Source organism: Nostoc sp. (genome assembly GCF_036919495.1).
In the GTDB taxonomy this organism is placed as follows: domain Bacteria; phylum Cyanobacteriota; class Cyanobacteriia; order Cyanobacteriales; family Nostocaceae; genus Nostoc.
In genome coordinates, this window is the sequence record NZ_JBALBZ010000179.1 from 1 (window position 1) to 25853 (window position 25853).

13 protein-coding genes are annotated in these 25853 nt (G+C 39.9%); 9 read left to right on the forward strand and 4 right to left on the reverse strand.

Annotated features, from left to right (window positions below):
- Nucleotides 1–61: 61 nt before the first annotated feature.
- The 3 genes from V7K25_RS25725 to V7K25_RS25735 form a co-directional block, all read right to left on the reverse strand.
- Nucleotides 62–904 (reverse strand): hypothetical protein, encoded by an 843-nt coding sequence (locus V7K25_RS25725; protein WP_335161869.1) that lies wholly within the window; start codon nucleotides 902–904, stop codon nucleotides 62–64.
- Complete coding sequence (locus V7K25_RS25730; RefSeq protein WP_335161871.1) at nucleotides 894–4277, reverse strand: tubulin-like doman-containing protein; 3384 nt, start codon at nucleotides 4275–4277, stop codon at nucleotides 894–896. The genes V7K25_RS25725 and V7K25_RS25730 overlap by 11 nt, the downstream gene beginning before the upstream one ends.
- A gap of 616 nt (nucleotides 4278–4893) precedes the next feature.
- The gene (locus V7K25_RS25735; protein WP_335161873.1) at nucleotides 4894–5556 is read right to left on the reverse strand and encodes a GIY-YIG nuclease family protein; all 663 of its coding nucleotides are present in this window, start codon (nucleotides 5554–5556) and stop codon (nucleotides 4894–4896) included.
- 125 nt (nucleotides 5557–5681) lie between these two features.
- Between V7K25_RS25735 and V7K25_RS25740 the strand changes: the two genes are divergently transcribed.
- Both V7K25_RS25740 and V7K25_RS25745 read left to right on the forward strand, forming a co-directional pair.
- Nucleotides 5682–6611 carry a carbohydrate ABC transporter permease gene (locus tag V7K25_RS25740; protein ID WP_335161875.1) on the forward strand — a complete coding sequence of 310 codons (930 nt, stop codon included), beginning with the start codon at nucleotides 5682–5684 and terminating at the stop codon, nucleotides 6609–6611.
- A gap of 186 nt (nucleotides 6612–6797) precedes the next feature.
- The gene (locus tag V7K25_RS25745; protein ID WP_335161945.1) at nucleotides 6798–7454 is read left to right on the forward strand and encodes an Rpn family recombination-promoting nuclease/putative transposase; all 657 of its coding nucleotides are present in this window, start codon (nucleotides 6798–6800) and stop codon (nucleotides 7452–7454) included.
- 28 nt (nucleotides 7455–7482) lie between these two features.
- Here the strand turns inward: V7K25_RS25745 and V7K25_RS25750 are convergent, their stop codons facing one another.
- Complete coding sequence (locus V7K25_RS25750; RefSeq protein WP_335161877.1) at nucleotides 7483–13200, reverse strand: translocation/assembly module TamB domain-containing protein; 5718 nt, start codon at nucleotides 13198–13200, stop codon at nucleotides 7483–7485.
- A gap of 265 nt (nucleotides 13201–13465) precedes the next feature.
- On the opposite strand from V7K25_RS25750, the gene V7K25_RS25755 reads away from it, so the two are divergent.
- The 7 genes from V7K25_RS25755 to V7K25_RS25785 all read left to right on the forward strand — a co-directional run bounded on the left by V7K25_RS25755 (nucleotide 13466) and on the right by V7K25_RS25785 (nucleotide 25764).
- The gene (locus V7K25_RS25755) at nucleotides 13466–13912 is read left to right on the forward strand and encodes a DUF3110 domain-containing protein (RefSeq protein WP_335161879.1); all 447 of its coding nucleotides are present in this window, start codon (nucleotides 13466–13468) and stop codon (nucleotides 13910–13912) included.
- Nucleotides 13913–14022: 110 nt separating this feature from the next.
- Nucleotides 14023–14949: an N-acetylmuramic acid 6-phosphate etherase gene (gene murQ / locus V7K25_RS25760; protein ID WP_335161881.1), complete on the forward strand. Its 927-nt coding sequence runs from the start codon at nucleotides 14023–14025 to the stop codon at nucleotides 14947–14949.
- Between the two features lie 648 nt (nucleotides 14950–15597).
- Nucleotides 15598–16800 carry a response regulator gene (locus V7K25_RS25765; protein ID WP_335161883.1) on the forward strand — a complete coding sequence of 401 codons (1203 nt, stop codon included), beginning with the start codon at nucleotides 15598–15600 and terminating at the stop codon, nucleotides 16798–16800.
- Between the two features lie 590 nt (nucleotides 16801–17390).
- The gene (locus V7K25_RS25770; protein ID WP_335161885.1) at nucleotides 17391–17753 is read left to right on the forward strand and encodes a response regulator transcription factor; all 363 of its coding nucleotides are present in this window, start codon (nucleotides 17391–17393) and stop codon (nucleotides 17751–17753) included.
- Nucleotides 17754–17876: 123 nt separating this feature from the next.
- Complete coding sequence (locus tag V7K25_RS25775) at nucleotides 17877–18350, forward strand: chemotaxis protein CheW (RefSeq protein ID WP_335161887.1); 474 nt, start codon at nucleotides 17877–17879, stop codon at nucleotides 18348–18350.
- Between the two features lie 119 nt (nucleotides 18351–18469).
- Complete coding sequence (locus tag V7K25_RS25780) at nucleotides 18470–21778, forward strand: GAF domain-containing protein (protein WP_335161889.1); 3309 nt, start codon at nucleotides 18470–18472, stop codon at nucleotides 21776–21778.
- A 338-nt stretch (nucleotides 21779–22116) separates the two neighbouring features.
- Complete coding sequence (locus V7K25_RS25785; protein WP_335161891.1) at nucleotides 22117–25764, forward strand: hybrid sensor histidine kinase/response regulator; 3648 nt, start codon at nucleotides 22117–22119, stop codon at nucleotides 25762–25764.
- Nucleotides 25765–25853: the final 89 nt, after the last annotated feature.

Below are 25853 nucleotides of genomic sequence, written 5' to 3' on the forward strand. Positions count from 1 at the left end.
TAGTCAACCGTTTTGAAAGTTCTTGGCATGAATTGAGATGCATTGGTATCTTACTGTGTCACTAAATGCGGTTCTCCGACAACCTGCTAGATAAGACAACTGTATACCCCTGCTGTCGAGCTTTGGTGATATAAGGCTCCCAGAGAACAGCAACTGCTACATTTTGATTGGGGTCTTGCAAAAGCTTCCAAGCTTCAGATGCATCTGCTACCTTATTCACTTGAAAATCTGACAACTTGAACTGCTCAAATTTAGTACTTAGCATGAGAGCCAGATATTCACTGGGGGTATCACCAGCAAAAGTAATGCTCAACTGCTTTCCCTGCGATCGCAACTGCTGTATTAATACATTAAGATCCAAAAGTGACTTCAAGTTGGAATACTTTTTTGTATTCAAAACAACCGCATCTGCACCGATTGTGCGGTCAATTAGCCCAACAATTTTCCCTTGAGGTTTTTGTTTGAGAAATTGATCCAATGTCGTTACTAATAAGTTAGCTTTCCCCTGGTTCAAAAGTTCAGAGCGTTTAGCCTGATCGAATTCATCTTCATAATGCAGGTTAACTCCCGATTCTTTGCTAGATTTAAACTCTTTACTCCGAAAGGTACTGTAGCCACTAAAGGTGTCACCTAGAAGAGTTAGTTCTTCAGTTTTATTAATGTTATTTTGGACACTTGGAATGAAGTTGAATGACTTTTTACTTAGTAACCAAAAACCACCTATCCCTAAACCAGCAGTAATAATAATAGCTAAAGGTAATATTACTCGATTATTAGAGTTACTTTTTGTAGGTGAATTACTCTGATCTAGCTTTTTTCCGCAAATTTCGCACTTTTTTAGAGTTGAGGCGTTCTTATCATGACCACACTTAGAGCAAGTAATATTATTGTGTTCATTTAGCATCTTTTTGTCTCGCTTCTGTTAATCCCAGTTCTTCTTGTATATTTGCTTCCATAGTAGAAACTTGTTTGTTAGTCAGCCCTAATTCTTCTTGAAGTTCAAGCAACTGTGTCTGTTGCTCAAAATCAATTTCAGTATTGCTTTCTAGAAAAGCTCGATACATTAAACCATATTCATAGAGAGCTTGTTGCTGAGAATGCCCACAGGAGAATTTAGCAATAATTTGGTCAGAGGTTGCTTGAGAAATGCCATATTTTTGGCGAAAATGATTTAGCATTTGTACTTGATTTTCAGAAGGATTGCCACGACGGTAACAGGTTTCTACTAACTTGGTGAACTTTTCTAAATTACTGTTCAGGTCTTCTGATGCTGTAGAATTGGCTGGTGAAGTTTTGGGAAGTTCAGCAGATTTTTGCACAGATGCAGATATAGTTTCAGCAGGGATAAATAAGCTGTAATTCTTTACGTAATCCTCGATTGCTATTTCCTGCTTACGGAAGTTAATATTGTCTTTACCACCAGTAAGAGTCTTTTCTAGTTCTCTCAAATGTGCCATAAGTTTTTGGTAAAGCCCCTGTTTCTCAGATTTAGTAACCGCTTTTTGACCGACATTTTGTAGTGCATCTTCCAAAATCTCCCGGACTCTGCGATTATGGTCACTAACGAGGTATTCTTCGGCTTCTTGCCAGTCATTTCCAAGAATCTGGGTCTTTTTCAACCCTGTCAATTTGTCTTGATAGTGAAAACGTATTTCAGAGTATTTGGTAATTGAATTTTCTTCCTCAACCACTAAGCCAAAAACTTGAGCCAGAATCAAATTTTGTTTAGCCTGGACTTCAGCTTGAGTTGCCGGCATATGGTCTTGAAACTGGCGATAATCCTGATGGGTATGCAAAGGATTCTTATCTGACTGAGACACAGACCGATAAACTGTCCGCATCCTATCCATCCCCTCAATCAGCCTGAGAGGAAAGGCTCCTATTTCTTGAACAAAGTAAATGTGGTGAGAGTCACCTAAAGGACGAATATCTTTATCAGTAAGTGTGCTAGTCTTACGAATCATCGGGAGTATTATACTTACAGCCGGGTCTGTAGGTTTATTACCACCTTGAATACCGACTATGGTTTGCCGCTTTTCTGCTCTATCTTCCCAACCTAATCGAGCCTGCTCTTGACTGAAGCGTAAGAAAGGCTCACTTTTTTCAAAGATAGTTTTAATCTGAGCTTCCTGTTGTTCTACAGTTGGGTACTCTTCCAGGAATTTGCGAGCCGTAGAGATTTGCATCTTACCACTACCGACAAATTCATCTAGAGAGCGATTGAAAATCCGCTCAAACAAATCCTTGAGCCTCAAGTTGTCAAAAGTATATAAATCAAATAGTTTTGTCCCTAACTCTGTCAATATCTGCTGCGAAATTGTCTGGTAGATATTCTCCTGCTTTTCTGCAATAGTCTTGTTATAAATTTCGTCTACATCTTTGCTGTCATAAATTAAAATTCCGTTGACTGTTAGTACTCCAGTTTCACGAACATAAGTTTGCTCTTGGTCAACAAATCGAGCTTTTAATATCTCGCAGTTGCGTTCTAGAGCAGTTAAATCTACCAGTAAACGCTCAATTTGTTCCTTCAAACTATCTAACAGAGATACTGCTAAAGTACGGGCTTTTACTTCTACTTTTGATATATACAGCGATTCCAAAGCCTGTGTAATTCCCTTGAAGTCTTCATCAATTAGACTTTTGCGATTCAGTGCATAAATGAGTTGTTTAGCATGATCATCTATCTGCTTGAGTAGAACTTGTAAGGTATTAGTTGCAGAATTCTCTTTAGGCAACCAGTTTTTTTGTCGGTCTTGGTCAAACTGGCTACGATACTCTGTAAAGATGTCTAGAAGTACTTCTAGGAAATGGCGAGCAAACTTTGGGCCACGAAAACGGTCTTCAATGATTTTGTAGACAACTTGACGGAGTTCTTGGCGTTTTTGGGGAATCAGTTGGTTCAAGTTATCCCACATCTTCTGAAAGTAATCACTCCAGCGCCTTGGGTCTGTATCACTGTCGTAAAAGTGAGACTTGTATTTGTCCTGTTCTACTGAGATGAAGCGCTGTAGGTTCTCGAAGGGAATATTTAGGTCGTTGCGACGTTTGCGTAAGCCTGCTACCCAATCAGCCACCTCCTTGCTATAGGGTTTCATGTTATCGCCAAGGCTAATGCTGTTGAGTAACTGATGCTCATTTTCAGATTCTGCTAATCGTAAATTAGGCAGGATTTCTGTTTTAATCACATCACGCATCGCCGCCGGGGAGGGAGTAGGGTTAGTCCACCAAGTAATTAAGTGACCTCCTAATCGTAAGGCGCAAGCATTGAGAACCCGCTCTACGGGAAATTGAATGCTTGAAAGCCCGAAACTAATAAAATTCTGAGGATAACCTTTGGAATCAGGACTAGCCCAATGTTTGCGAATATTGTCACGGACAAGTTTTTTGTATTGACTGAATCCAGAACTGAAGTCCAGAAAAATATTTTGGGAAACCATCTCCAAAACAGAATTTAGGCTAGGAAAAGTTACTTTATCGTTGCTGTTACCAACCAAGTAACAGAAGTTAAAAGGTACATCCTGGCTACTTTGGGAACTGATGCGATCGCTCGGATTCGGGCTATACTGAGTTTCAAAACGAGTATCGTTGCGTGAATAATGGTTTAGTTCCATTAGGGCAGTATAGGCATTAGCTATTACCCTGTCACCAAGCCCTGCAAAGGCTCCTGGAAGCACTAAATAAGCTGAGGATTGAGGCAAATCAGAAGGAGGAACCCAGTCTCGTAAGTTATAGGCAATGTCAAGTACCATACCAGAGCCAGTCCCCCCTGAAAGAGAGCAAACTATGAAAATGTTGACACCTTTATCTAGCTGGACTCCCCAACGATCCAGCATAAACTTTTCATGGCCAACAATCCTGGATCTAACGTTGTTGAAGCTAGTTTTAATATTTTGGTAGTTCAAAGTGAAAGCAAACTTTCCCAGCGATCGGATTTGTCCGGCTCCAGCTAAGATTGAATCAGTGCCCTTAAGCTGACTGGGAAACCATTCAGCTAAATGTTCGTAGGCAGAAAGCTTATTTAGAATAGCCTTAGCGTCTTCTACCTTAGCCCACACCTGTTCAGATGGGCGAAGTGAAATGTCTTGCTTTAACACAACCTGTGGTTCAGAAACCTTTGCATTCTGTTCGGTGTCAATGTGTAAAAATGACAGAATAGGTAAAGCATCCAGGGAGCCGTAAGTCTCTACAATCATTCGGCGGACTTTGATTAAAACTTCCTTTCCAGTTCCTCCCAGTCCAATTACTACAGTGGGAGTCATTCCGATGTAATCGGCCATTTGTAACACTCACTTTGCTAAAATTTACTATATTATGTAGTTTTAGTAACATTTGCTAACTTTAGCTATTTCACACCACTGCAATGGCTGCAACGCGCTAAAGCCTGTGTTTATTAAAACTTAAAGTTTTTGCTATGTCACTTGAAGCAGGCAGAAAATTTTGACCAATAATCTGCTTTATACTGCTTGATTAAATAAAGTCGAGCTTATTCCTTCCAAATTCGTGAATGCAACTATGTTGCTGTCATAGTTGATACTTGAAAAATTATCTACTCAAGCTTAGAACAAGCTAACCTGTCAACCCATTGGTACATTTACGGTTCTTTTGAAGAGTTGCAACAAATGACTCTAATAACATTGAAGATATACAGCAATGCTAAATAGAGCATTGCTGAAAAAGTAATAATTTACAGCAAAATTCAGGAGCAGAGCAAGGAAAGCTTTGCTAAGGAGTCAAAATTGGTGAATTAAGTAGTAAAACAGCCTTTTATAGATGGCTTTTAGGTTTAGGTTGTGTACTTGAGCAAGTTGAAATCCGTTGTATAGCGGTTTTCTTTTGGATGAGCTACGCGATAGGAATTACTTTATCAATATAAACAACTAATTTAATTGACACCTAATACTTGGTTTCTTGTGTCTGTGCGTCAATAATTACACTCCAGTCATCATTTGTCACAGCAGCTTCAAGTTGACGCTGACGTTCGGCTATAGTCGCATCTATTATTTCTGACTCTTTAGAGAGGGTTGTATCAGCCATTGCTTTCCGCAGTTTTAGCTTTTTCTCCTCGTAAGCTTGACGTTCCGCCTCTGACATTACCGCTTTTGCAGCTTCGCCTACTGTACTAGCCCACATTTCGCTTTCAGTTGCATTACCAGGTGGTGTATTTTCAAGTTCTGCTATCCACGCATCTCTCAAATCTTCCATTTCTTGACGCTTGGGGAACTTGAATGCTTGCACACGTACAAAAGCACACTTTTGCTGACCATTTTGACTGACATGACCGTTTAGGGAAAGCAACACATTCCGAGAATAGCCAATGTACTGCGTAGTGCGTTCTGCATCCAATACTGCATAAACACCTGCAATTTTAGCGTTCTGAGCAGATGCACTCCAAGCCTCAAGGTTAATAATTTCAGTACCATCGTTTGCCAGTTCAGGGGTTATACTCACCTCAGTGGCGGTGTGTTCGTCGTCAGAACTATACAAAAATTCATGCAGTCCACGGTGGTTTATGGGGACATTTTGATGTTCAATTGGCGGGTTATGTTGAGTTTCCATCACAGTTTATCTCCGAGTTATTAATTAGCGTTACGCAAATATATCCCTTTAGAATATTGAAGCTTAAATCTACTCACATCCCCAAATTGTTGCTGACAAAGCGAAAACAACTATTAGACCTTATTATGAATCAATTAACACCTAAAAATTGGATATTTATTAAACAGCGACTGACCCCTTATTTATTTTTACTACCCGCTTTAGTTCTTTTAGGCTTAACAGTCTTTTGGCCTGCACTGCAAGCGTTTTACCTCAGCTTTACCAGCTACGAAGATATTGCCCAGCCGCCACAATGGATAGGTTTTGCCAACTTCCTCAAGCTTTGGAAGGATGCAGTTTTTTGGAAAACCTTGGAAAACACTTTTTTATATCTTGTGGGTGTAGTCCCAATTTTAGTAATTGCTCCCCTAGTGCTGGCAATTTTGGTAAATCAGAAACTGCGGGGGATGAATTGGTTTAGATCCGCATACTACACTCCAGTGGTAATTTCAATGGTGGTTGCCGGAATAGCTTGGAAATGGCTGTATGCAGAAAACGGATTACTGAATCAGTTTTTGAAAGCTTTGGGTATTTTTCCAGAGGGTATTCCTTGGTTAACTAGCCCAGAAAAAATTTTTGGTATTGTACCAATTTCTCTTGCCAGCGTCATGGCTGTCACCGTGTGGAAGGGACTCGGCTACTACATGGTGATTTATTTAGCGGGGTTGCAATCAATTCCTGCTGATGTGTACGAAGCTGCTGCGATCGATGGTTCGGATGGTATCAGCAAACATTGGGATATTACCATACCTTTGATGAAGCCGTATTTAGCACTAGTGGCGGTGATTTCGGCTATTTCTGCCACCAAAGTTTTTGAAGAAGTATACATTATGACCCAAGGAGGCCCACTCAGTAGCTCAAAAACGATTGTTTATTATCTATACGAGCAAGCTTTTGGTAACTTGGAAATCAGCTATGCTTGCACAATTGGTTTAGTGCTATTTTTGATAATTTTAGGATTATCAATTTTGCGATTAGTTATCAATCAAGAAGGCGGAGATAATATCACAATCTGATATTGCCCTATCAGCCACGATAATCTTAAAATATTTAAATATCCAGAGTGCATGAAAACAGACACGATTTTTTATACATTATTCCAAACTATTCCAGGTGTCTTATTTTAACTTTTGGAACAATCTCAAGCTCTGGCGTTACACTACCAATTTACCTCAGTGTAAATCAAAGAACTAGCACGTCGTATCGATGGTTTATTCCTACCAAAACCTGACTTCCCAGAAGACCCAATCTATTTTGTTGAGGTACAGTTTCAGCGCGATGATGATATTTATTGGCGAATAATAACAGAAGCTTTCCTGTATATAAACCAATATAAACCTCAACGTCGTTGGCAAGCAGTATTGCTTTTTGCTCAACGCAGTCTCGACCCAGGTGTGCCATTTATTTATCAAACATCATTGGCTCAACAGCAAATTCGGATAATTTATTTAGACGAGTTAGATGATGTCCCATCGTCTTCGATTGGGCTAGGTGTGATTAAGTTAGTAGTTGCAACAGAAGATAAAGCCGTACAGCAAGCGAAAAACTTGATAAATCAAGTACAGCAAACGGATGAAGCTAACCGTAGCAATCTCTTAGAATTAGTAGAGAGAATGCTTATCTATAAATTTGTCAACAAAACTCAACAGGAGTTGGAAGCGATGTTTGGATTAACCGATTGGAGACAAACTAAATTTTACCAAGAAGTAAAGGAAGAAACAAAACTGGAGACTATACCCCGTTTGCTTAAGTTTGGTTTAAGTATAGAGCAAATCGCCCAAGCATTAGAATTGGATGTTAAACAGGTACGACAAGCTATTGATAAGCAAGGAAAAGAGGGAACAGGAAGTAATTCGTAATTCGTAATTCATAATTGAAGAGATTTATTTAAAACCGTGTTTGATACTCCACTACTGCACGACTATCATCGCTTAAATTAGTGGAGGCGCGGACACGAAACTTATCGTTTATCCGGTAATTCACACCCCACTGAAAAGGGTCATTTGTTGTCAAAATTTTGATGCTGGAAACTGAGATTTTAGAAGAAATATCAACCCCAGCCTCTGCTGCTAATTCCAAAGTTGAACTGCTCCTTCCAGCTTCGGGATTATCAGAAATAACAGTAGGAAATATCCGCAGTTCACTTAAGCCAAAGCTACTCCCAATCTGGTTAAAAGCTGACTGAAAATTGTTGAACACAGCCGAACCTGCGATGTTAATCAAACCCAAAGTACTGTCACCTCGTCCTTGGGTGTCTACAAACCCACCTCCTAAAAGTGCCACAATTTCGGTTTGACTACGTGACGGACTACTTGTTAATTCTAGATTTTCATTCAGTTTGCTGGCTAGACCGTTGATAGTGGCTTCGACTCGAACACTCTCTAATGCTGATAAACCTGTGGTATTTACCCGGCTGAAGTCATTACTTTGGGTTACGTCTAGTACCTTGGCAAATAGCCGAATATCTAAGTTGGGGTCGCGGGGTTGAGAGGGACTAAAAGTTGCGGTGTGTGTATAGCCACGAGCAAGGTTAAATTGGGTAGTAAATAAATTTACCCCGCCTTGTTCTAATCGGATAGTACCATCGGGTATTGGCTGATTGATTGAGCCGTTAACTATGAGATTACCAGTTGCGCGGAAACTGAGAATAGGTGGACGGGTAATTTGAACGTTTTTACCGAGTTCTAAATCTAGATTATTAAATCTAGCAACCGTATTTACCGTCCCATTCTCAATTTGAGATTTACTCTGCTTATTGGCTTTTGTGGGTGATACGCCAATACCACTATTTGCAGATGAAGCGGTGCTGGTAGATTCTGCCAGCAATACCTGACCATCAAATAAATTTATTTTACCGCCAATTACCGGGTTAAGGACAGAACCGATAATCTGTAAATTACCGCTAGCGCCTCCCAAATAAAGTCCCTTCAAATTTAGCTCCAGCTGATCGAGATTAACAGTCAAGGGATTGTTGATAGTCACGTTCTCATTGTTGAAAATGGGAATTTCTCCAGCAGCTTCTACCTTCCCACGGCTAAAGCTACCTTGAAGATTTTCTACTAAGATGCTGTCAAAATTAAACAGCACTCTACCTGTGACATGTCTCAGCTTACGTGGCAAAGCCTGGGCTGAAAAAGTAGCATCATTAATAGTAGCAGTTCCATTTACTTCGGGTTTTTGCAATGTTCCGCGTACTTTGAGGTCTACTTCTCCTCCACCTTTCTCAAATACCACTTGATTAGTCAATGCGTTTAACAGCGCCAATCCCTCGTTTTCTAACTTCATGTCTAAACTGATTTGATCGCTGTCTGGTGCGACGGAAGCAAAAGGCAATTTATAAGGGATGCTACCAGTAATATCAACAGGTTTTGGCCCAGCAACTGCTACGGTACTATCAAAGTTTAAGCGTCCGTTAGCATAGCTGAAACTTGTGATCGCTGAATCTATTTTGTTCTGATTCAATAATCCTTCTGTAATTTGCAATTCTCCTCTAGCTTGGGGATTAGCAATGCTGCCTGCTAAAGCTGCTGTACCGTTAAGATTACCTCTGATTCCAACTGGTAGTTTGACAAAATTATTCAGTACTTGTGCTGGCAAATTATTTACCCGCAACTGGCCAGATTGTTCATCACCGCCAACGTTACCTGTAAAAGCAATCAGCCTGTTTGCAGATTCAAGCCGTAAAGGTCGCAAACTCAAAACACCGTTTTCAAAGTTGCCTTCGGCAATCACTTTATCGGCAGTATAATAACGATTCAGTTCTTCCTTTTTACCCCAGGCAAAGTCTTGTCCATTCAAATTAAAATCCACTGATAATCCATTGGCTGTAGCTGTATTTACAGCCACTTCCCCGTTGAAAGTCCCCTTTAAGTCTGCCAAATCTGGTATAGGAGTAGAATTAAGTCGCTTTTCTTCCTGTTCTTCTACCAAAGCTTCTATTTCAGAAAATCGTTGGATTTGAGTTAATAAAGGTTGATTTTGCGTTCCTTGGGGGGTGGTGGTTAGATCCTCTGCTGTGCCGTAGATTTCTGCTGAACCACCTGGCAAGTTTTGTAAATCAAATACCTGCGCTACAGTTAGAACATCTTGGATCTCTCCCTGGTTGACTTTCAGTTTACCTTGCAGCTGAGGGCCTTTCGGGCTTTGAGCAAAACTACCGACAAAGGCGTAGCTACTTTTGCCTTTGACAAATTCGCTACTGGTGAGTGTGCCTTTACCATCACTGTAGCGGAATTGAGCAGCTATTCGATCGCCTTTAACCCTGCCAATTTGCGGATTAGCGATCGCTAAATTCCCCGTTGCTGCCAATGTCTGCTGATTAAACAACAAATCCCCAGTTAACAAGCCAGCTATCTTACCAGTACCCAATCTAGTAATTGCTGGTGGAGTCAAATTCAATATTTGTAAGGGGAAATTTGCAAGTTTGAGCGTCCAATCATTCCCTTGAGCATTACCTATAGCTGATGCTTGCTGCCATTTTACTAAGAAGGATTTCGGGCGATTATTGGCATCTAAATTGAAGGCCAGGCGATCTCTGCCGAGAAGCCCCTTTGAATCTACGCTATTACCCGCCAAGTTCAAATTTAAACCGCGTCCCTGTGCTGAATCGATGTTTCCAGTTAACAACGGCTCAAAAGCAATATCTTGAACAACCAAGTCTCGTAAATTAATTTGCCCTACCACATTTGGCAAGGGCAGCTTACCAGTGATTTGACCATTAAAATCTACTCTCCCCGCCACAGCAACCTGATTAGGAAGATTGATCGGTAACTGTTTTAAGTTGTAATTCTGGGCTTGGACGTTGAGATTTAGAGCAGTAATTTCCGGTATACCTGCTTTTCTTGCATTGGCTAATATGTTACCAGTAACACTTAAACCGGGAGCAGTTGCTCGTTCAATGGTAAGCCTTTCACCACTCCAAGCGATCGCAGCCGTCAGAGGTTGCTCAAAACCAGGGATACCTTGAGATAATTGCACCTGTCCAGCAGCACGTACATCAGCTAATTTGGATGATCCAAACGTCCCAGCTAATTGCAACTGACCGCCAAACTTACCCCGCAATTGTTGATTTAATCGATTTAATTCCAAACCTGAAGCATTAACTACAGCTTGATAGCGACCATTAGCCAATTGGATATTAGAGGCTGCGATCGTTCCACCGGCAAGATTCACCCGTCCCTGACCACTGGCTTGGATAGTTTGCGGTTGAAAGGACTCAACAGAACCCGCCACGTTTGCTTGACCAGTTAACGTCCCTCGAAACTGCGGTGGTACTGCTGCTAACTGCTGCAACGGGACATTATTTGCTTGAACTTGTGCCTGATATACACCATTCGCCAAGTGGATATTAGAAGCTGTAATAATCCCACGCGCAACATTTATCTGCGCTTGACCGTTGGCTTGAATAGTTTGCAGCTTAAAAGAATTAACAGAACCCGCGACGTTGAACTGACCAGTTAACGCTCCTTGGAACTGCTTTGGTAGTGTTGCCAACTGCTGCACAGGAACATTATTTGCTTGAACTTGCGCCTGATATAAACCATTCGCCACTTGAATATTAGAAGCTGTAACCGTACCACCGCTAATAGCAAGACGACCCTCGCCACTGCCACGGAGGGTTTTCAGGCTAAAATTATCTCTGTTGCCTGCGATTTGGAACGTACCCGTCAATGGGTTATTTAAAGCTGGGGGAGACTGTTTCAATATTTGTCCCAACCGCACACCATTAGCTACGAGTTGAGCAGAGAAGCTTTGGTCTTGTAGTTGGATATTAGAAACTGCAACTGTACCGCCGCCAATTTCAACTCCTCCACCATCAGTGCGAATCGTGGCAATTTTAAATGGTGCTGTGCTTCCTGAAATGATGAGACGACCATTAAACTGTGCTTCCGCCAAAGAGACATTTTGCAGTTGACTTTTGTCTACAAAGGGTTCCAATTTTACCCCAGAGGCAACAGCCACAGCTTGCCAACGCTGATTGACATAGCTACCAGTTGCCCGGACAGTACCACCACTTACATTCAGAGCTACATTGCGGAAAGAGACATTGCGATTTGGAGCCATGCCTGTGGCAACTCCAGAGAAGAACGCAACTTCACCCGTTCCTGGGTAAGTACCGTTAGGAGCCTGGTATTGTACCGTAGTTTGGGCATTTGTGGGAGGGCCAGTTAGTTGGGCAGTACCTGAGACATTGCCGATTTGAAAGTTGGGTGTTATGTCATAAACTTTTGCGATCGCATCTCCTGGAACATTCTTGGCGGCAAAATTTATATCCAGTCGCGGATTTTTACCGAGTTGAATTGTCCCAGCGCCCGTGATATCACCACCAACTTTAGCTTTACCTTGAATATCTTTCAGGGTAATTAAAGAGGAACTAGTAGCAAGTTCAAACTTACTACTGATGCTATTAAAATCAACTTTGTCAATCCGAGCAGTTTGAATAGTGGTAACTGTACCTGAGAGAATTGGCTCTTTAGTTGATCCAGTAATCTGCAAATCAGCTTTTACTTGCCCCGCAATCGGCATAGGTAGTTTTACCTTGAGAGTCTCTTGGGCATTAGCCAAACTCACCGCATTTACACGCGCTGCCAACTTAATGCCTGCTTGAGAGTCGATGATTCCCGTAGCCACGAGGGGAATTTTGCCGTAGTTGCTAGTAACATTGTTTAACTGCAACTCCGTTCCCTGGAAGCGAAGATTTCCTTGGCTATTGCTCAACAGTTGTGGGACTTTGGGCACTTGAACTGTTACGCCTTGCACAGTAGCGTTGCCATACAATAAAGTCCGTTGTCCTGGTGCTAACCTAACTAACAAGTCGCCATTGGCTCGACCCGCCTGTAAGCTCACTGGTATCTTAATTAATCGATAAATATCCGCAGCCAGGAAGTTTTGCGATCGCACTTGAAAGTTCCCTGCTAGCACCCTAGAACGCGTCTCTCCCTGAATAGAAATACTGCCACCACTGTCTGCTTGCCCCCCCACATCAAACCTGATCAACTTGTTATTTGCTAAAAGTTGGGCAGAACCGTTGATTTGAGAAAATGTTACGGGAGATGAGGGGGATCTTGCTCCCCCTGCCCTCTTCTGCGGCATCAAGGCCAGCTTGGCATTGCGAAACCACAATTTGTCCAAATCGGTTTTAATAGCAGCGCCTTCACGCGACGGCGCTATATTAGTGGAAACCCAGCGCCCTTGTTTATCCTGTTCAATGTAAATATCTGGGTTGACTAAGGTAACATCTAGCTTTAGGTGGCGGTTAAAGATTAGTTGTAAAGGGTCAAAACCAACCTCTACAGCTTCAATTAGGGCCCGATCTGGATCTGTGGATGTGGCTGGGATAGCTGAAGCCCCAAACTGCACTCCCGTCAACGAAAATTGTGTGACTTTTCCCAGTTTTACCGGACGGTTGAGTGTAGTAGTGAGATTTTGTTGTGCTAAGGGTGTTAACTCTGTTTGGACAAAAGTCCACAACCGACAAATACCAACAATAACTCCTAACAGCAAAAGTCCGCCCAAAGCAATGCTACCCCGACTCAACACCAGCAACCATAGACGCTTGCGGATAGGGCACAGTGAGGGAATATCTTGATTGGGAGATTTAGTCATTTGCTTTTACAGTATTAATTGCCAGATGTTGCTGGCACACACAAGCATTAACTGACACGCTGATTCAGTATGCCATTTCCAGGATACGCCAACTAAACCCAAGACCTCATTGGTTGAGTTACGGTATTTGCTTAATCCAATACTTATGCTTCATAATATTGGCGTTTTCAGTTAAATCTGATCTGAATAGAGTGAAAATTGTTCCTGTGACTTTCGCTGAGGCACAACGTAGAACTTTAATATAGATAGACCTTAAAAAAGACAAATGATTACACCAATGCGTGTTTTTGTGTTAATTTTTAATGCTCGAACAGAAAATGAGGGAATTCATACCATTCGGGAAGGCGATGCTTACGGCGGCAAGCTACGCAATAAAATTCTGATGTTCGAGTCAGAAGACGACGCCACCCGCTTTGCCCTGATGTTGGAAGCTCAGGATTTTCCCTCACCTACACCAGAGCCGTTCGATGCTGAGGAAATCAAGGAATTTTGCGAAAGTGCTGGATATGAATGGGAAATCATCCCAGAAAACAGCAATTTAGTTGTAACTCCCCCAGAACTTAACGTCGAACAAACCGACTGGCAAGTAGATGCCCAGAAAGAGGATACTGTTGAAGACCCCTTCCCTCTCAATCAACAGCCACTAGAAGAACCAGAATTGTCTGATTCTGAACTAGAGAAGATGCGTCGCAAATTGGAAGGATTGTTGTAATTAGTCATTAGTCATTGGTCATTGGTCATTGGTCATTGGTCATTGGTCGTTAAGTGACTAATGACAACGGACAACGTGACAACGGACAACGGATAAAGGACAAAGGACAAATGACAAACTTGCAGGAACGTGGGCATCTTTTAACCGAGCTGGTAAATCCTAACAGTCTTAACTTAGACCAGCTCAGTTCTCTAGAATTGGTGGAGCTGTTTAATAGCGAAGACCAAAAGGCAGTCGAGGCGGTTGCGGCGGCGAAAATTCAATTGGCACAAGCAATTGATAGCACCGCAGAGCGTTTGCGACACGGAGGACGCTTATTTTATATTGGTGCGGGCACAAGTGGCAGGTTAGGAGTATTAGATGCTGCTGAGTGTCCACCTACTTTTTGTACGCCGCCAGAGTTGGTACAGGGGATAATTGCTGGTGGTGCTGGCGCACTGGTACGCAGTTCGGAAGATTTAGAAGATAGCATCGAAGATGGGGAGGCTGCGATCGCAGGGCGACAAATTACCCAGCTAGACGTCGTAGTTGGCATTACCGCAGGTGGGACAACGCCTTATGTCCACGGTGCGCTTCATGCTGCTCGTCAGAGGGGAGCCAAGACTATTTTTATTGCCTGTGTTCCCGCAGAACAAGTTAGCTTTGATGCCGATATTGACATTCGCCTATTAACAGGGCCAGAAATAATCGCTGGCTCAACTCGCCTGAAAGCTGGTACAGTCACAAAATTAGCTTTAAATATCCTTTCCACTGGGGTGATGGTCAAACTAGGCAAAGTTTACGGTAATCGGATGGTAGATGTGGCAGTAACAAATCAAAAGTTACGCGATCGCGCCTTGCGAATTTTGCAAGACCTTACAGGTTTAAGTCGGGAAGCAGCTGGTTTTTTATTAGAACGCAGTGGTAAATGGGTGAAGCTAGCGCTATTGATGCACTGGACTGGTTTAGAAAAAGACGAAGGCGATCGGCTTCTTTCAGAACACCAAAGTAATCTTAGGGCAGCTGTTATCAGCTATCAAAACCACAACAAACCTTAAAGAAGTTTTCCTAAATAAATACTTGATACACTTAAAGATTATTAGTGATAATTTCAGGTGTGTAGAAAGACGCATTAGCGTTGGCGTAGCCTCTCCAAGAGTTGCCCAGTTCAATTTTGCGTCTCTCTCCAAGTAATAAATATTAATAAATGTAAATAATAATAAACACTTTATAAGATATATTATATTGCCAATCTAAAAAGTGAAATCTAGAAAGAGACTGCCAATATTTTTTAAATAAAAAATCAGAAATTATACGGATATAATTTCGTATGGAAATTATTAAACTTAAAGATATAAATACTGAACGCATTTTTTTTAATGATGTGGGCTACACCAACCTATTTGAGTCATAAAAATTGCCGAGAATTAACTCTGTGCTATATAACTTTATTTACTAGTAATATTTTTGCTATTATCCTATATCCCTTGATTTTAATAAACTTGATTTAGACTGCTACATTCAAAATGTATTGGCACTTATTGACCTAATCTGCTGACCACTATATAGCTAATACAGGTCAGTGGAAATAAACCTACCATTCCCAACAGCCAGAAAGCACAAAAAATTAAAGCCTTTTGACTTTTGACTTGCGGTATCAGTGTGGGTTTTTCAATAGCTGGCTTTATTAATACAAGGAACAAAGTATGACCCACTCCGAACTTATTTTTTCAAATAACCTAGTTAATGAATTTAAAACTTGTACTCAGCTACAATACAATGGTAAATTAAATATTAAAAGTTCTAAAGGTAGCCAATGGACTTTTTATTATCGGCTGGGGCGGATAGTTTGGGCAACAGGTGGAACTCATCCCTTCCGCCGTTGGCGTAGACAGATGGCTCAAAATTGTCCCCAGATTGATGTTGATAAATTGCAGTTGCGTTTGCAAGACGTAGCAATAGATTACTGGGATTATCGCCTTCTAGAAATCTTTCATAAAAAACAAAAAGTTCAAAGAGAACAGATTCAGTCTATTGCCGAAAACACCATAGCAGAATTATTATTTGACCTAGCTATGCAAGGAAATTTTGCTTCTATAAGTTGCAATCGCAACCAAGAAGTTATCTTAGAAACACCAATAAGCTTCACAAGTGCAGAAATGTCTGTAAAGCACATGCAAGACTCATGGAAAATTTGGTCAGAAGCAGGTTTAGCAAATTTTTCTCCTGACTTGGCACCAGTTCTACGCCGACCAGAACAACTTCAGCAGATTGTAAGTCCATCTGTCTACAAAAACTTTGTAAATTTAATCAACGGCAAATTAACTCTGCGAGATTTAGCCGTGAAAATGAAGCAAAGTGTACTGCCACTCACCCGTTCATTGCTTCCCTATATCCTTAAAGGAATCATCGAATTGGTGGAAATACCTGACATGCCCTTAGTAGTGATGGAGGGCAACAATAAGCCTATCACCGCACAACCAAAGAAATCAATTGCTCCACTAGTCGCCTGCGTAGATGATAGCCCTCTGGTCTGTAAAATGCTAGAGGATATTATCACTTCTAATGGACTAAGGTTTATCAAAATTCAAGATGCTGTACAAGCTCTCCCAACCCTCATTCAGGATAAACCAGACCTGATTTTCTTGGATTTGATTATGCCAGTCGCCAGTGGTTACGAAATTTGTACTCAGTTGCGACGAATATCTGCCTTCGCCAATACACCAGTAATTATATTAACAGGTAGTGATGGTCTTTTAGATAGAGTTCGTGCTAAAGTAGTGGGTTCTACAGATTTTATAACTAAACCTGTAATGCCTGATAAGGTAATGAGTATAGTACGTAAATATTTACCTACGCCGAGTATATCCATCGACAAGAGTCAAGCTAATTTAGAAGTTTGTAAGTAGGGAGAATTAATAATTTTTATTAATGATTAATTATCAACTAATCTGATTAGTTTTACAATTTAATTCCTCAGCATGATCCTATTGCTTAACAATAGCCATCAGAAAAAAACTTACAACCGATAAACTTTTCCACCACAGTAAACATAAAATTACTGGGGTGATAAATAAGAAGTCAAAATTTATAAGATGCAAGTAGGTGTTGCTATTGAATCCACCTAATTTTTTATATAAAATCGAAGTTTATTACGTAACTAAAACATATATTAAATTGTGTTCATTAAGTACTTTTTCGGAGGTTAATATATAAAGATTGTATCAAAATTAGACAAATACAGATTTTGTATTTATAGCAGTCCTATTTTATCTGTGAATATTATTTACGACAAGGAGTTAGGAGCTGGTAACACAAGCCAGAAGTCAAAATCTACGCATATTTTAATTTTAGGCTTTCTAACTGTTTTCAAATGGTAAGTTGATTTCTGCCAACCTGTACTATTTTTTAGTCCCTTGGATGTCTTTGTTCACACAGAATTTAGGATTTATATGTCTAATTTGTTTACATTCTTAAAAAGTTTTAAAGGGTAATTACCATGAATACTGTTTTAGTTGTTGAAGATGGCTTAACAGATATGGAAATAATCAGCCGTTACTTGCAACAGGCAGGTTACTCTGTCATTAGTGCCACAAGCAGTGAAGAAGCTCAAGACAAAATCGATAAAAATAAGCCAGACCTAATATTTCTCGACGTAATTTTACCAGGTAAAAGTGGCTTTGAAATTTGCCGAGAGTTGAAAAATAATCCCAATACTAGCAAAATACCTGTGGTTTTTTGCTCTACAAAAAATAGTGATGTAGATAAAATTTGGGGTAATATGTTAGGCGCTGATGGTTATTTATCAAAACCGATTGACCGAGAGGAACTAACGGTAGTGTTAAAACGATTAATTAGCTAGCAAAAATTTGATAAATTCGCAAAAAACTAGAAGTCTATATTTCTAATTTAGAACCTCTACAAAATAAAATAATACTGCAAATAGTGGCTAGAGATAAATAATCAAGCACAAAGGAAAATAATTTTGGAAACTAAGGAAAAGTTCTTAAGTTTTAATTTGGGAGTTAGGGATACAGCGATAATTTCGTTACAACACATCACAGAAGTGTTGCAAATATCATTACCAGAAATATGTGGCGTTCCTCAAATGCCTAGTAGCGTCTTGGGTATTTATAACTGGCGCGGTGAGATGCTTTGGTTAGTAGATTTAGAGGCAATGTTAGGTTATCCTCCAATTTCGCAAGGAGCAAATTTACTTTCAAAAATGATGGCGATTGTTCTCGAAAATAAGGGTAAATATTTGGGGCTATTAGTGCGACAACTGATAGATATTGAATGGCTAGATACTCAGAGAATGAAACCCCCAACTAGCGAATTATTTTATCCTAAAATCTCACCTTTTTTACAGGGATACTTTATTAATGATTCTGAGGATATGATTTTTAATTTGGATGCCATAACAATTATCCAATCTCCCATGTGGAAAATTCATAATTGAACGGTTAATTGTGGGTGATTAGGCATATTAACAATTCCTAATCGTTTTAGCCAAACACTAGTTCCTTGTTATCTACCTAATAACCAACTATTACTCTAATAAATCTTGAGGTTAATAAAATGACATTTTTGTATAACAATAGCAATGAAAAGCAGGATTTAATCTCTGAAGTAGAAAATATAAATGGGAGCGCTAATATAACAAATATTGCTAGCAATGAAATATCCTTATTAAACGCGATCGCTCAGGAATTTAAAACTTGGCGGCGACAGTTGCAAGACATTGCAACTCACATGCGCCAAGCGCCAGACTTTGATACACTACTCAAAATTACTGTAGCCCAGATTAGAGAAAAAATTAGCTGCGATCGCGCCTTAATTTATCAATTTACTTCCCTTGATTCAGGTAATGTTTTAGCAGAATCAAGAACACTAGGTTGGACACCAACTTTAGGCGAAAACATTCCCGGAATTATTTTTGGTTTATATACCAATCAAGACTATATAGAACCTGTAGTTATTGACGATATCAGTCAGATTCAACTTAGCCCTTATCAAAAGCAACTCCTAGATAAATTTCAAATTAAAGCCAGTTTGAGTTTACCGATTGTAGTAGAAGGTAAAGTATGGGGGTTACTGGTAGTAAATAATTGCTTATCAACGCGGCAATGGCAAGAAGTAGAAATTAGCCTCCTATCCCAAATTACAACAGAACTGATCTACAAATTGCAGAGTTTTGAATTCAAAAAAGAAGAACAACAACGACTACTAGCAAAAAAATCAGTAGCTAAAGTCATCGACAAAATTTTGCGGGTATCAAATGTCGATAAACTTTTTCAAACAACTACTCAAGAAGTACGGCAATTACTAAAATGCGATCGCGTCGGCGTTTATCGCTTCAAACCTGACTGGAGTGGCGAGTTTGTCGCTGAGTCAGTGGGTAATGGCTGGGTAAAAATGGTCACCCCTGAGTTTTATATGGTTTGGGAAGATACCCACTTGCAAGACACTCAAGGAGGGCGTTATGCCAAGGGTGAAAGTTTTGTGGCCAAAGACATCTATAAAATGGGTCATGCTCAATGCCACATTGATATTTTAGAGCAGTATGAAATGAAGGCTTACATCATTGCGCCCATATTTGCTGGAGAGAAATTATGGGGCTTGCTGGCAGCTTATCAAAATTCTGGGCCTCGTGATTGGCAACCTTGGGAAGAAAGCTTTGTAACCCAAATTGGACTGCAATTTGGTGTGGCTATCTCACAAGGCGAATATCTAGAACAGATGCATAAGAAATCTGAGCAACTAGCCCAAATAGTTGAACAAGAAAAAGCTTTTACTAAGATAGTAGGCCGCATCCGACAATCTTTAGATGTAGATAGCGTCTTCAAAACAACCACTCAAGAAGTACGTCAATCACTACGATGCGATCGCGTTGCAGTCTATCGTTTTAACCCTGACTGGGGTGGCGAATTTGTGGCTGAGTCTGTGGGTACTGGTTGGACAAAACTGGTAGGCCCTGATATTAAAACCGTTTTGGACGATACCTACTTACAAGAAACTAAGGGAGGTAGGTATGTCAGAGGCGAAAACTTTGTTGTTAATGATATCTATCAAGTAGGGCTTGCTCCTTGCCATATTGAGATTTTAGAGCAGTTTGAAGCCAAAGCTTACATAATTGTTCCTATATTCTTCGGGGAAAAATTGTGGGGTTTGCTGGCAGCTTATCAAAATTCTCGCCCCCGTGAGTGGGAAACCTGGGAAGTGACTTTTTTGGTTCAGACTAGCTTGCAATTTAGCCTAGCTAAATCACAGATAGATTATTTAGAATTAGTTCGGTTGAAATCTGAGAAACTAGCTCAGATAGCGGAACAAGAGAAAGCTGTCACTAAGATCAGTAACCGCATTCGGCAATCTTCAGATGTAGAAGAAATCTTCAAAACAACCACTCAAGAAGTACGGCAATTACTGCGATGCGATCGCGTCGCAGCCTATCGCTTCAACCCTAATTGGACTGGTGAATTTGTAGCAGAATCAGTAGCTCATACTTGGGTAAAACTAGTAGGCCCCGATATCAAAACTGTCTGGGAAGATACCCACTTACAAGAAACTCAAGGGGGTCGATATGCCCAAGGGGAAAACTTTATTGTTAATGACATCTATCAGGTAGGTCATTCTCCTTGCCACATTGAAGTTTTAGAGCAATTTGAAGCTAAAGCTTATGTAATTGTTCCTGTATTTGCTGGGGAACAATTGTGGGGATTGCTGGCAGCTTATCAAAATTCTGGAACTCGTGATTGGGATGAATCGGAAGTCACCTTGTTAGCACGTATTGGCAACCAGTTAGGGCTAGCATTACAACAGACTGAATATTTGCAACAAGTACAAGGGCAGTCAGCCAAATTAGCAGAAGCCGTAGCCCGAGAAAAGGCAGCCAAGGAGTTACTACAACAACGATCTATTCAACTGCTAACAGCCCTTAGACCCGCCCTAAATGGCGACTTAACAGTACGCGCACCCATTACAGAAGACGAACTAGGCACGATCGCCGATGCTTACAATAATACCCTGCAAGCACTGCGGCAAATCGTTCTTCAGGTACAGGGGGCTGCTCAACAAGTTGCTCAAACTTCCGGTAATAGCGAGGCTTCACTAACGGGACTGACTAATTTAGCACAACAACAATCTGAGGAAATTACCGCAGCTTTAGGTGAGATTCAACAGATGGTGGACTCTACTCAAGCTGTAGTGACGAATGCTGAGTTAGTGCAAGTAGCGGTGCAACAAGCCAATGAAACTGTTGTGTCTGGCGATACTGCAATGAACTTAACTGTAAAAGCAATCCAAGGAATTCGTGAAACCGTTGCTCAAACCAGCAAGAAGATTAAACGCCTCAGTGAATCTTCGCAAAAAATCTCCAAAGTGGTGAATTTGATTGGTAATTTTGCCACACAAACAAACGTACTGGCTTTGAATGCAGCCATTGAAGCCACCCGTGCAGGCGAATATGGCAAAGGCTTTGCAGTTGTAGCTGATGAAGTCCGTTCTTTATCTCGTCAGTCAGCAGCAGCAACCATCGAAATAGAAAAATTAGTCCAAGAGATTCAAGCAGAAACCGGAGAAGTAGCAGTAGCAATGGAAACTGGTATTCAGCAGGTAGTAGAAGGTACAAATCTTGTCAATGATACTCGCCAAAACTTGAATGCGATCGTTTATGCAACTGCCGAAATTAGTCAGCTAATCGAGCGAATTACCGCAGCAACTCAAAAACAAATGACGCAATCTGTAACAGTTACAAAATCAATGCAAGATGTAGCAGAAATTGCTAATAAGACTTTTGCGGAATCTCAAGAAATTGCTGCTGTGTTCCAAGATTTATCAGGGATGGCGCAAGAGCTATTAACAACTGCTAGTAAGTTTAAAGTGAAATAGGGAATAGGGAATTAGGAGTTATTGGGTTAAAGCATTAATTAGATCAATCACTATTTTGTTGACAAATTTAAAAATACTTTGACCTTAATTAATTGAAACTTTTGAGTTGAAGATATATTGCATATAAAGAAGCTAAGTAAACCAAATACTAGCTACGTTTACTACAACAGTCCAAACTAGTAAATATTGATTTAACCAATGAACTAATCTATGCAGACGAAATCATTCGGATTTGGAGTTCAATAGTCAAGACAACTGAAAAATCAATTGGTTGATCAACTCCCAACTCCCAACTCCCAACTCCTAACTCCTAACTCCTAACTCCCCACTCCCCACTTATGATTACAGATAACGAGATCCGCGAACAAGGATACATTTACTTTCTGGCTGAAGCTCCAGAATTAGTCCAAATTATTGAACAAGAACTATTTAGCTTATCGGAAAATTATAGCACTGCTAAAGTTCATAACTTAATGCGGGCTACTCATACACTTAAAGGTGGTGCTGCTAATGTTGGGTTAGAAGTAATTAAGATGATAGCCCATTTTTTAGAAGATGTATTTAAGGCTCTATATAATCCAAAAGTTGCAGTTGATGCCGAATTACAAACACTTTTGCTACAAGCTTATGAGTGTCTTAGCATAGCATTAAATACCGAATTAATTGGCAGTACTGTTAATGATGAAGAACTCCTCCATCGAGCAACTTTAGTATTTGCACAGTTGCAAGAAAAACTGGGTGATGCATTTGGTGCTGAAACTCATATTCCCACTTCTGAAGAATTGGGATTTGATATTGTTCAGTCCGTTTTTGAAGTGGGAGTAGAGCAACGGATAAACAGTATTGCTGAAGCTGTTAACAATCCACCCAGCTATGACGAATTTATCGAGTTTTTACACTCTCAAGCTGAGGTGTTTCTCGGTTTAGCGGAATCTCTAAATTTACCTGGATTGGGAGAAATTTCTCAAACAATTCTGTCAGCGCTACAGGTAAACCCCACTCAGGTGCAGCAAATCGCAGAAATTGCCCTTGCAGATTTGCAACAAGCACAAAAATTGGTATTAGAAGGCGATCGCACATCTGGCGGAAAAACTTCTCCAGCTTTACGAAAACTCACGACAGTGGCAAATAATGAGTTATCTGAAGAATTACAAAATAATTCAGAAGAACAATTTTACCAATTTCTCACTACATCTGATAATAATAAAAACCAATCAGTAAAGCCAACAACTGCCAAGTTTTATTTAAAAGTCATTCGTTACATTTTTGGTTGGTTTAATCACGAAATCAAAATACCAGAGGCAGAGCTTAATTTTGATTTAATGATTCCCCGGTTAGAAAAAGAAAATTTACTTGATTATATCGATAGTTGGCTAAAAAACTTTCTTGATTTTGTTCAGGATGAAGAAGATAGTCAAAGCCTTTATCTTTATCGACATGGGATAATTTTAATCATTTTATTTGCAGTTGCAAAATTTCAGCATTCTGTTAAAAAATCTGATAGCTACATCTCAGTCATTAAAATATTACAAAATCGAATTCATAGATTAGCAAAAGAATATAAAAACTGTCCTCCTGTTACTATTAAAGAGAAAAACTGGCTTGATAAACCCAAGTTACAAATGCTCTTATTTATTAAAGAAATACCCAATAGTTATTCTCAAACAACTGAGAACCTACTAGAAGCAATATGGGGAGAAGAAGCTAGAGAAAACTTTACAGAGCAAGTGGTGACAACCACGAATGATGATTCTTCAGTAAAGCTTGATTCCTTAACTGTCAATGGGCAGGGAGTTGTAAATGTTCCTGAAACAGCTATTGAAGTCATGCCTGATTTAACTACACAAATCAACAAAGAAATAGAAGATAAATCAGAGTATGTTCAAACTAAAAACTTTCGCCAACCTTCATTTATTCGAGTAGATACAGAGAGACTGCAACACCTTAATTATCTAGCTGGGGAATCGTTGATTTACCAAAAACGGCATAGTTTGCAAGATGAACAAGTCAAAGAAATAATTGACCAATTAATCCAACAACTAACTAGACACCAAACAACTTTAAATGAATTACGTGATTTACCATTACAAATACAAAATATCGCCTCACAACAAACGCAAAATTATGCAGTGAATTTTGACTCTTTAGAAATGGATGTATATACAGATTTCCAGATGACATTGCACGAAGCAATAGAAGAGACACTGCAATTACAAGAAACCACAGAGTCTCTTGACTTGCTTGTAACGCAAGCTGCACAAATTGGTGACAAACAAGAAAATTTAATTCTTAATATTATAGATAGCTTAGTAGATGCACGAATGTCGCCTTTAAGCAATATCCTGAATCGGTTCCCCCACATGGTAAATAAGTTGGGGAATGTTCATGCCAAACTTGTAGAATTGAAACTTAGTGGTACTGAAGTACTAGTTGATAAAGCGATCGCAGAAAAGCTGTACGATCCCTTGTTACATTTAGTACGTAATGCTTTTGACCACGGCATTGAAGCTCCGCAACTTCGCCGAGAGCTTGGTAAACCAGAACAAGGGTTAATCGAAATCCGCGCCTATCATCAAGGTAGCCAAACTGTTATCGAGGTTCGCGATGATGGACAGGGATTGAATTTAGACAGAATTCGCAGAAAAGCTGCTGAATTTTATCCTATACAAAGTGAAGAAAAAACTATCACCTATGCTTCTAATCTGGCTGAATCTGAATTGTTAGATATGATATTTTCACCTGGATTTTCTACTGCTGCTAAAGTAAGTGAAATCTCTGGGCGTGGTATGGGGTTAGATATCGTGCGGACTCAGATGAACGCACTTAATGGTTCAATTTCAGTTCAATCCTTACCCAACCAAGGAACAATATTCATACTCAAAATTCCTTTTTCTATGACTACCGAAAAATTAATGCTAGTTCAAGCTAAAGGTGTTGTATATGCACTTCTTTTGGACAGTATCGAAAAAATATTGATTCCCTTTGAGCAGCAGATTAAAGAAATTGAAGGTACAAAAATCTTACATTTGAGTACAGACGATGATGAAACTATGGTCAGCCTCCGTCAACTTTCAAACTTGATTAATTATAATGACTCATGCTTTAATAATGATACTCTATACAACACATCAAGTACTCATGACCCAAGCGTAGCCAAAAATCCGGTGCTTTTGCTACGACGAAATCAGGGAAGGTTTGCTTTAGAAGTAGACCAAATAATTGGTGAACAAGAACTGGTAATCAGACCTTTAGGAAATGCGATCGCACCGCCAAAATACATTTATGGTTGTAGTAGTTTAGCTAATGGTAATCTCATCTTAGTGATTGATGCTTCATTGCTGGTATCTAACGAGCTTCAACAAACAACACTTGATATTATGGCACTACCAGTACCTTCTTTGTCAAATAAAAAAGCCTTAGTAATATCAGGAGATACCTTTTCATCTACACCATTACTTGCTGCATCTACTTCCACAACAACTATAGAAACCCAACCTAGTTATTCTCAAGAACCAGATTATAACTCACCAAAAGAAACCCAACCCCGTTACTTTCAAGAGCCAGATTATAAATTACCAAAAGTTGTTTTAGTTGTAGATGATGCAATTAGTCTGCGCCAAACTATCTCTCTCACACTGCAAAAATCTGGTTATCAAGTAATACAGGCTCAAAATGGTGTAGAAGCTTTAGAAAAGTTACAGTTACATCCAGAAATACAAGTTGTCATCTCCGATTTAGAGATGCCACGAATGAATGGTTTTGAGTTGTTGGGCAATTTCCGTCAATACCCCAATTTAGCAAAAATACCTGTAGTGATTCTTACTTCTCGCAGCGCTGAAAAACATCGCCAGCTTGCTCAAGAATTGGGTGCAAAGGCTTACTTGACTAAGCCTTATTTAGAACATGAGTTTCTTTCTACAATTAAGGAGTTAATTAACAGTAATACAAATGATTTAAACCATTTAGTCACGGTGGGAAATGATTAATGAATTAGTCATTAGTCATTGACTATTGGTCTGTTTCCCTAACGTGTCATAAAAAACTTTCTGATTAAAGGCTAATTCAAAACACGTTA

What these genes read in the sequence shown, in the direction of transcription:
- V7K25_RS25740 (WP_335161875.1), top strand. Translation starts at nt 5,682, where the DNA reads ATGAATCAATTAACACCTAAAAATTGGATATTTATTAAACAGCGACTG.
- V7K25_RS25735 (WP_335161873.1), bottom strand. Translation starts at nt 5,556, where the DNA reads ATGGAAACTCAACATAACCCGCCAATTGAACATCAAAATGTCCCCATA.
- V7K25_RS25765 (WP_335161883.1), top strand. Translation starts at nt 15,598, where the DNA reads ATGACCCACTCCGAACTTATTTTTTCAAATAACCTAGTTAATGAATTT.
- V7K25_RS25780 (WP_335161889.1), top strand. Translation starts at nt 18,470, where the DNA reads ATGACATTTTTGTATAACAATAGCAATGAAAAGCAGGATTTAATCTCT.
- V7K25_RS25785 (WP_335161891.1), top strand. Translation starts at nt 22,117, where the DNA reads ATGATTACAGATAACGAGATCCGCGAACAAGGATACATTTACTTTCTG.
- V7K25_RS25770 (WP_335161885.1), top strand. Translation starts at nt 17,391, where the DNA reads ATGAATACTGTTTTAGTTGTTGAAGATGGCTTAACAGATATGGAAATA.
- V7K25_RS25730 (WP_335161871.1), bottom strand. Translation starts at nt 4,277, where the DNA reads ATGGCCGATTACATCGGAATGACTCCCACTGTAGTAATTGGACTGGGA.
- V7K25_RS25755 (WP_335161879.1), top strand. Translation starts at nt 13,466, where the DNA reads ATGATTACACCAATGCGTGTTTTTGTGTTAATTTTTAATGCTCGAACA.
- V7K25_RS25725 (WP_335161869.1), bottom strand. Translation starts at nt 904, where the DNA reads ATGCTAAATGAACACAATAATATTACTTGCTCTAAGTGTGGTCATGAT.
- murQ (WP_335161881.1), top strand. Translation starts at nt 14,023, where the DNA reads ATGACAAACTTGCAGGAACGTGGGCATCTTTTAACCGAGCTGGTAAAT.
- V7K25_RS25750 (WP_335161877.1), bottom strand. Translation starts at nt 13,200, where the DNA reads ATGACTAAATCTCCCAATCAAGATATTCCCTCACTGTGCCCTATCCGC.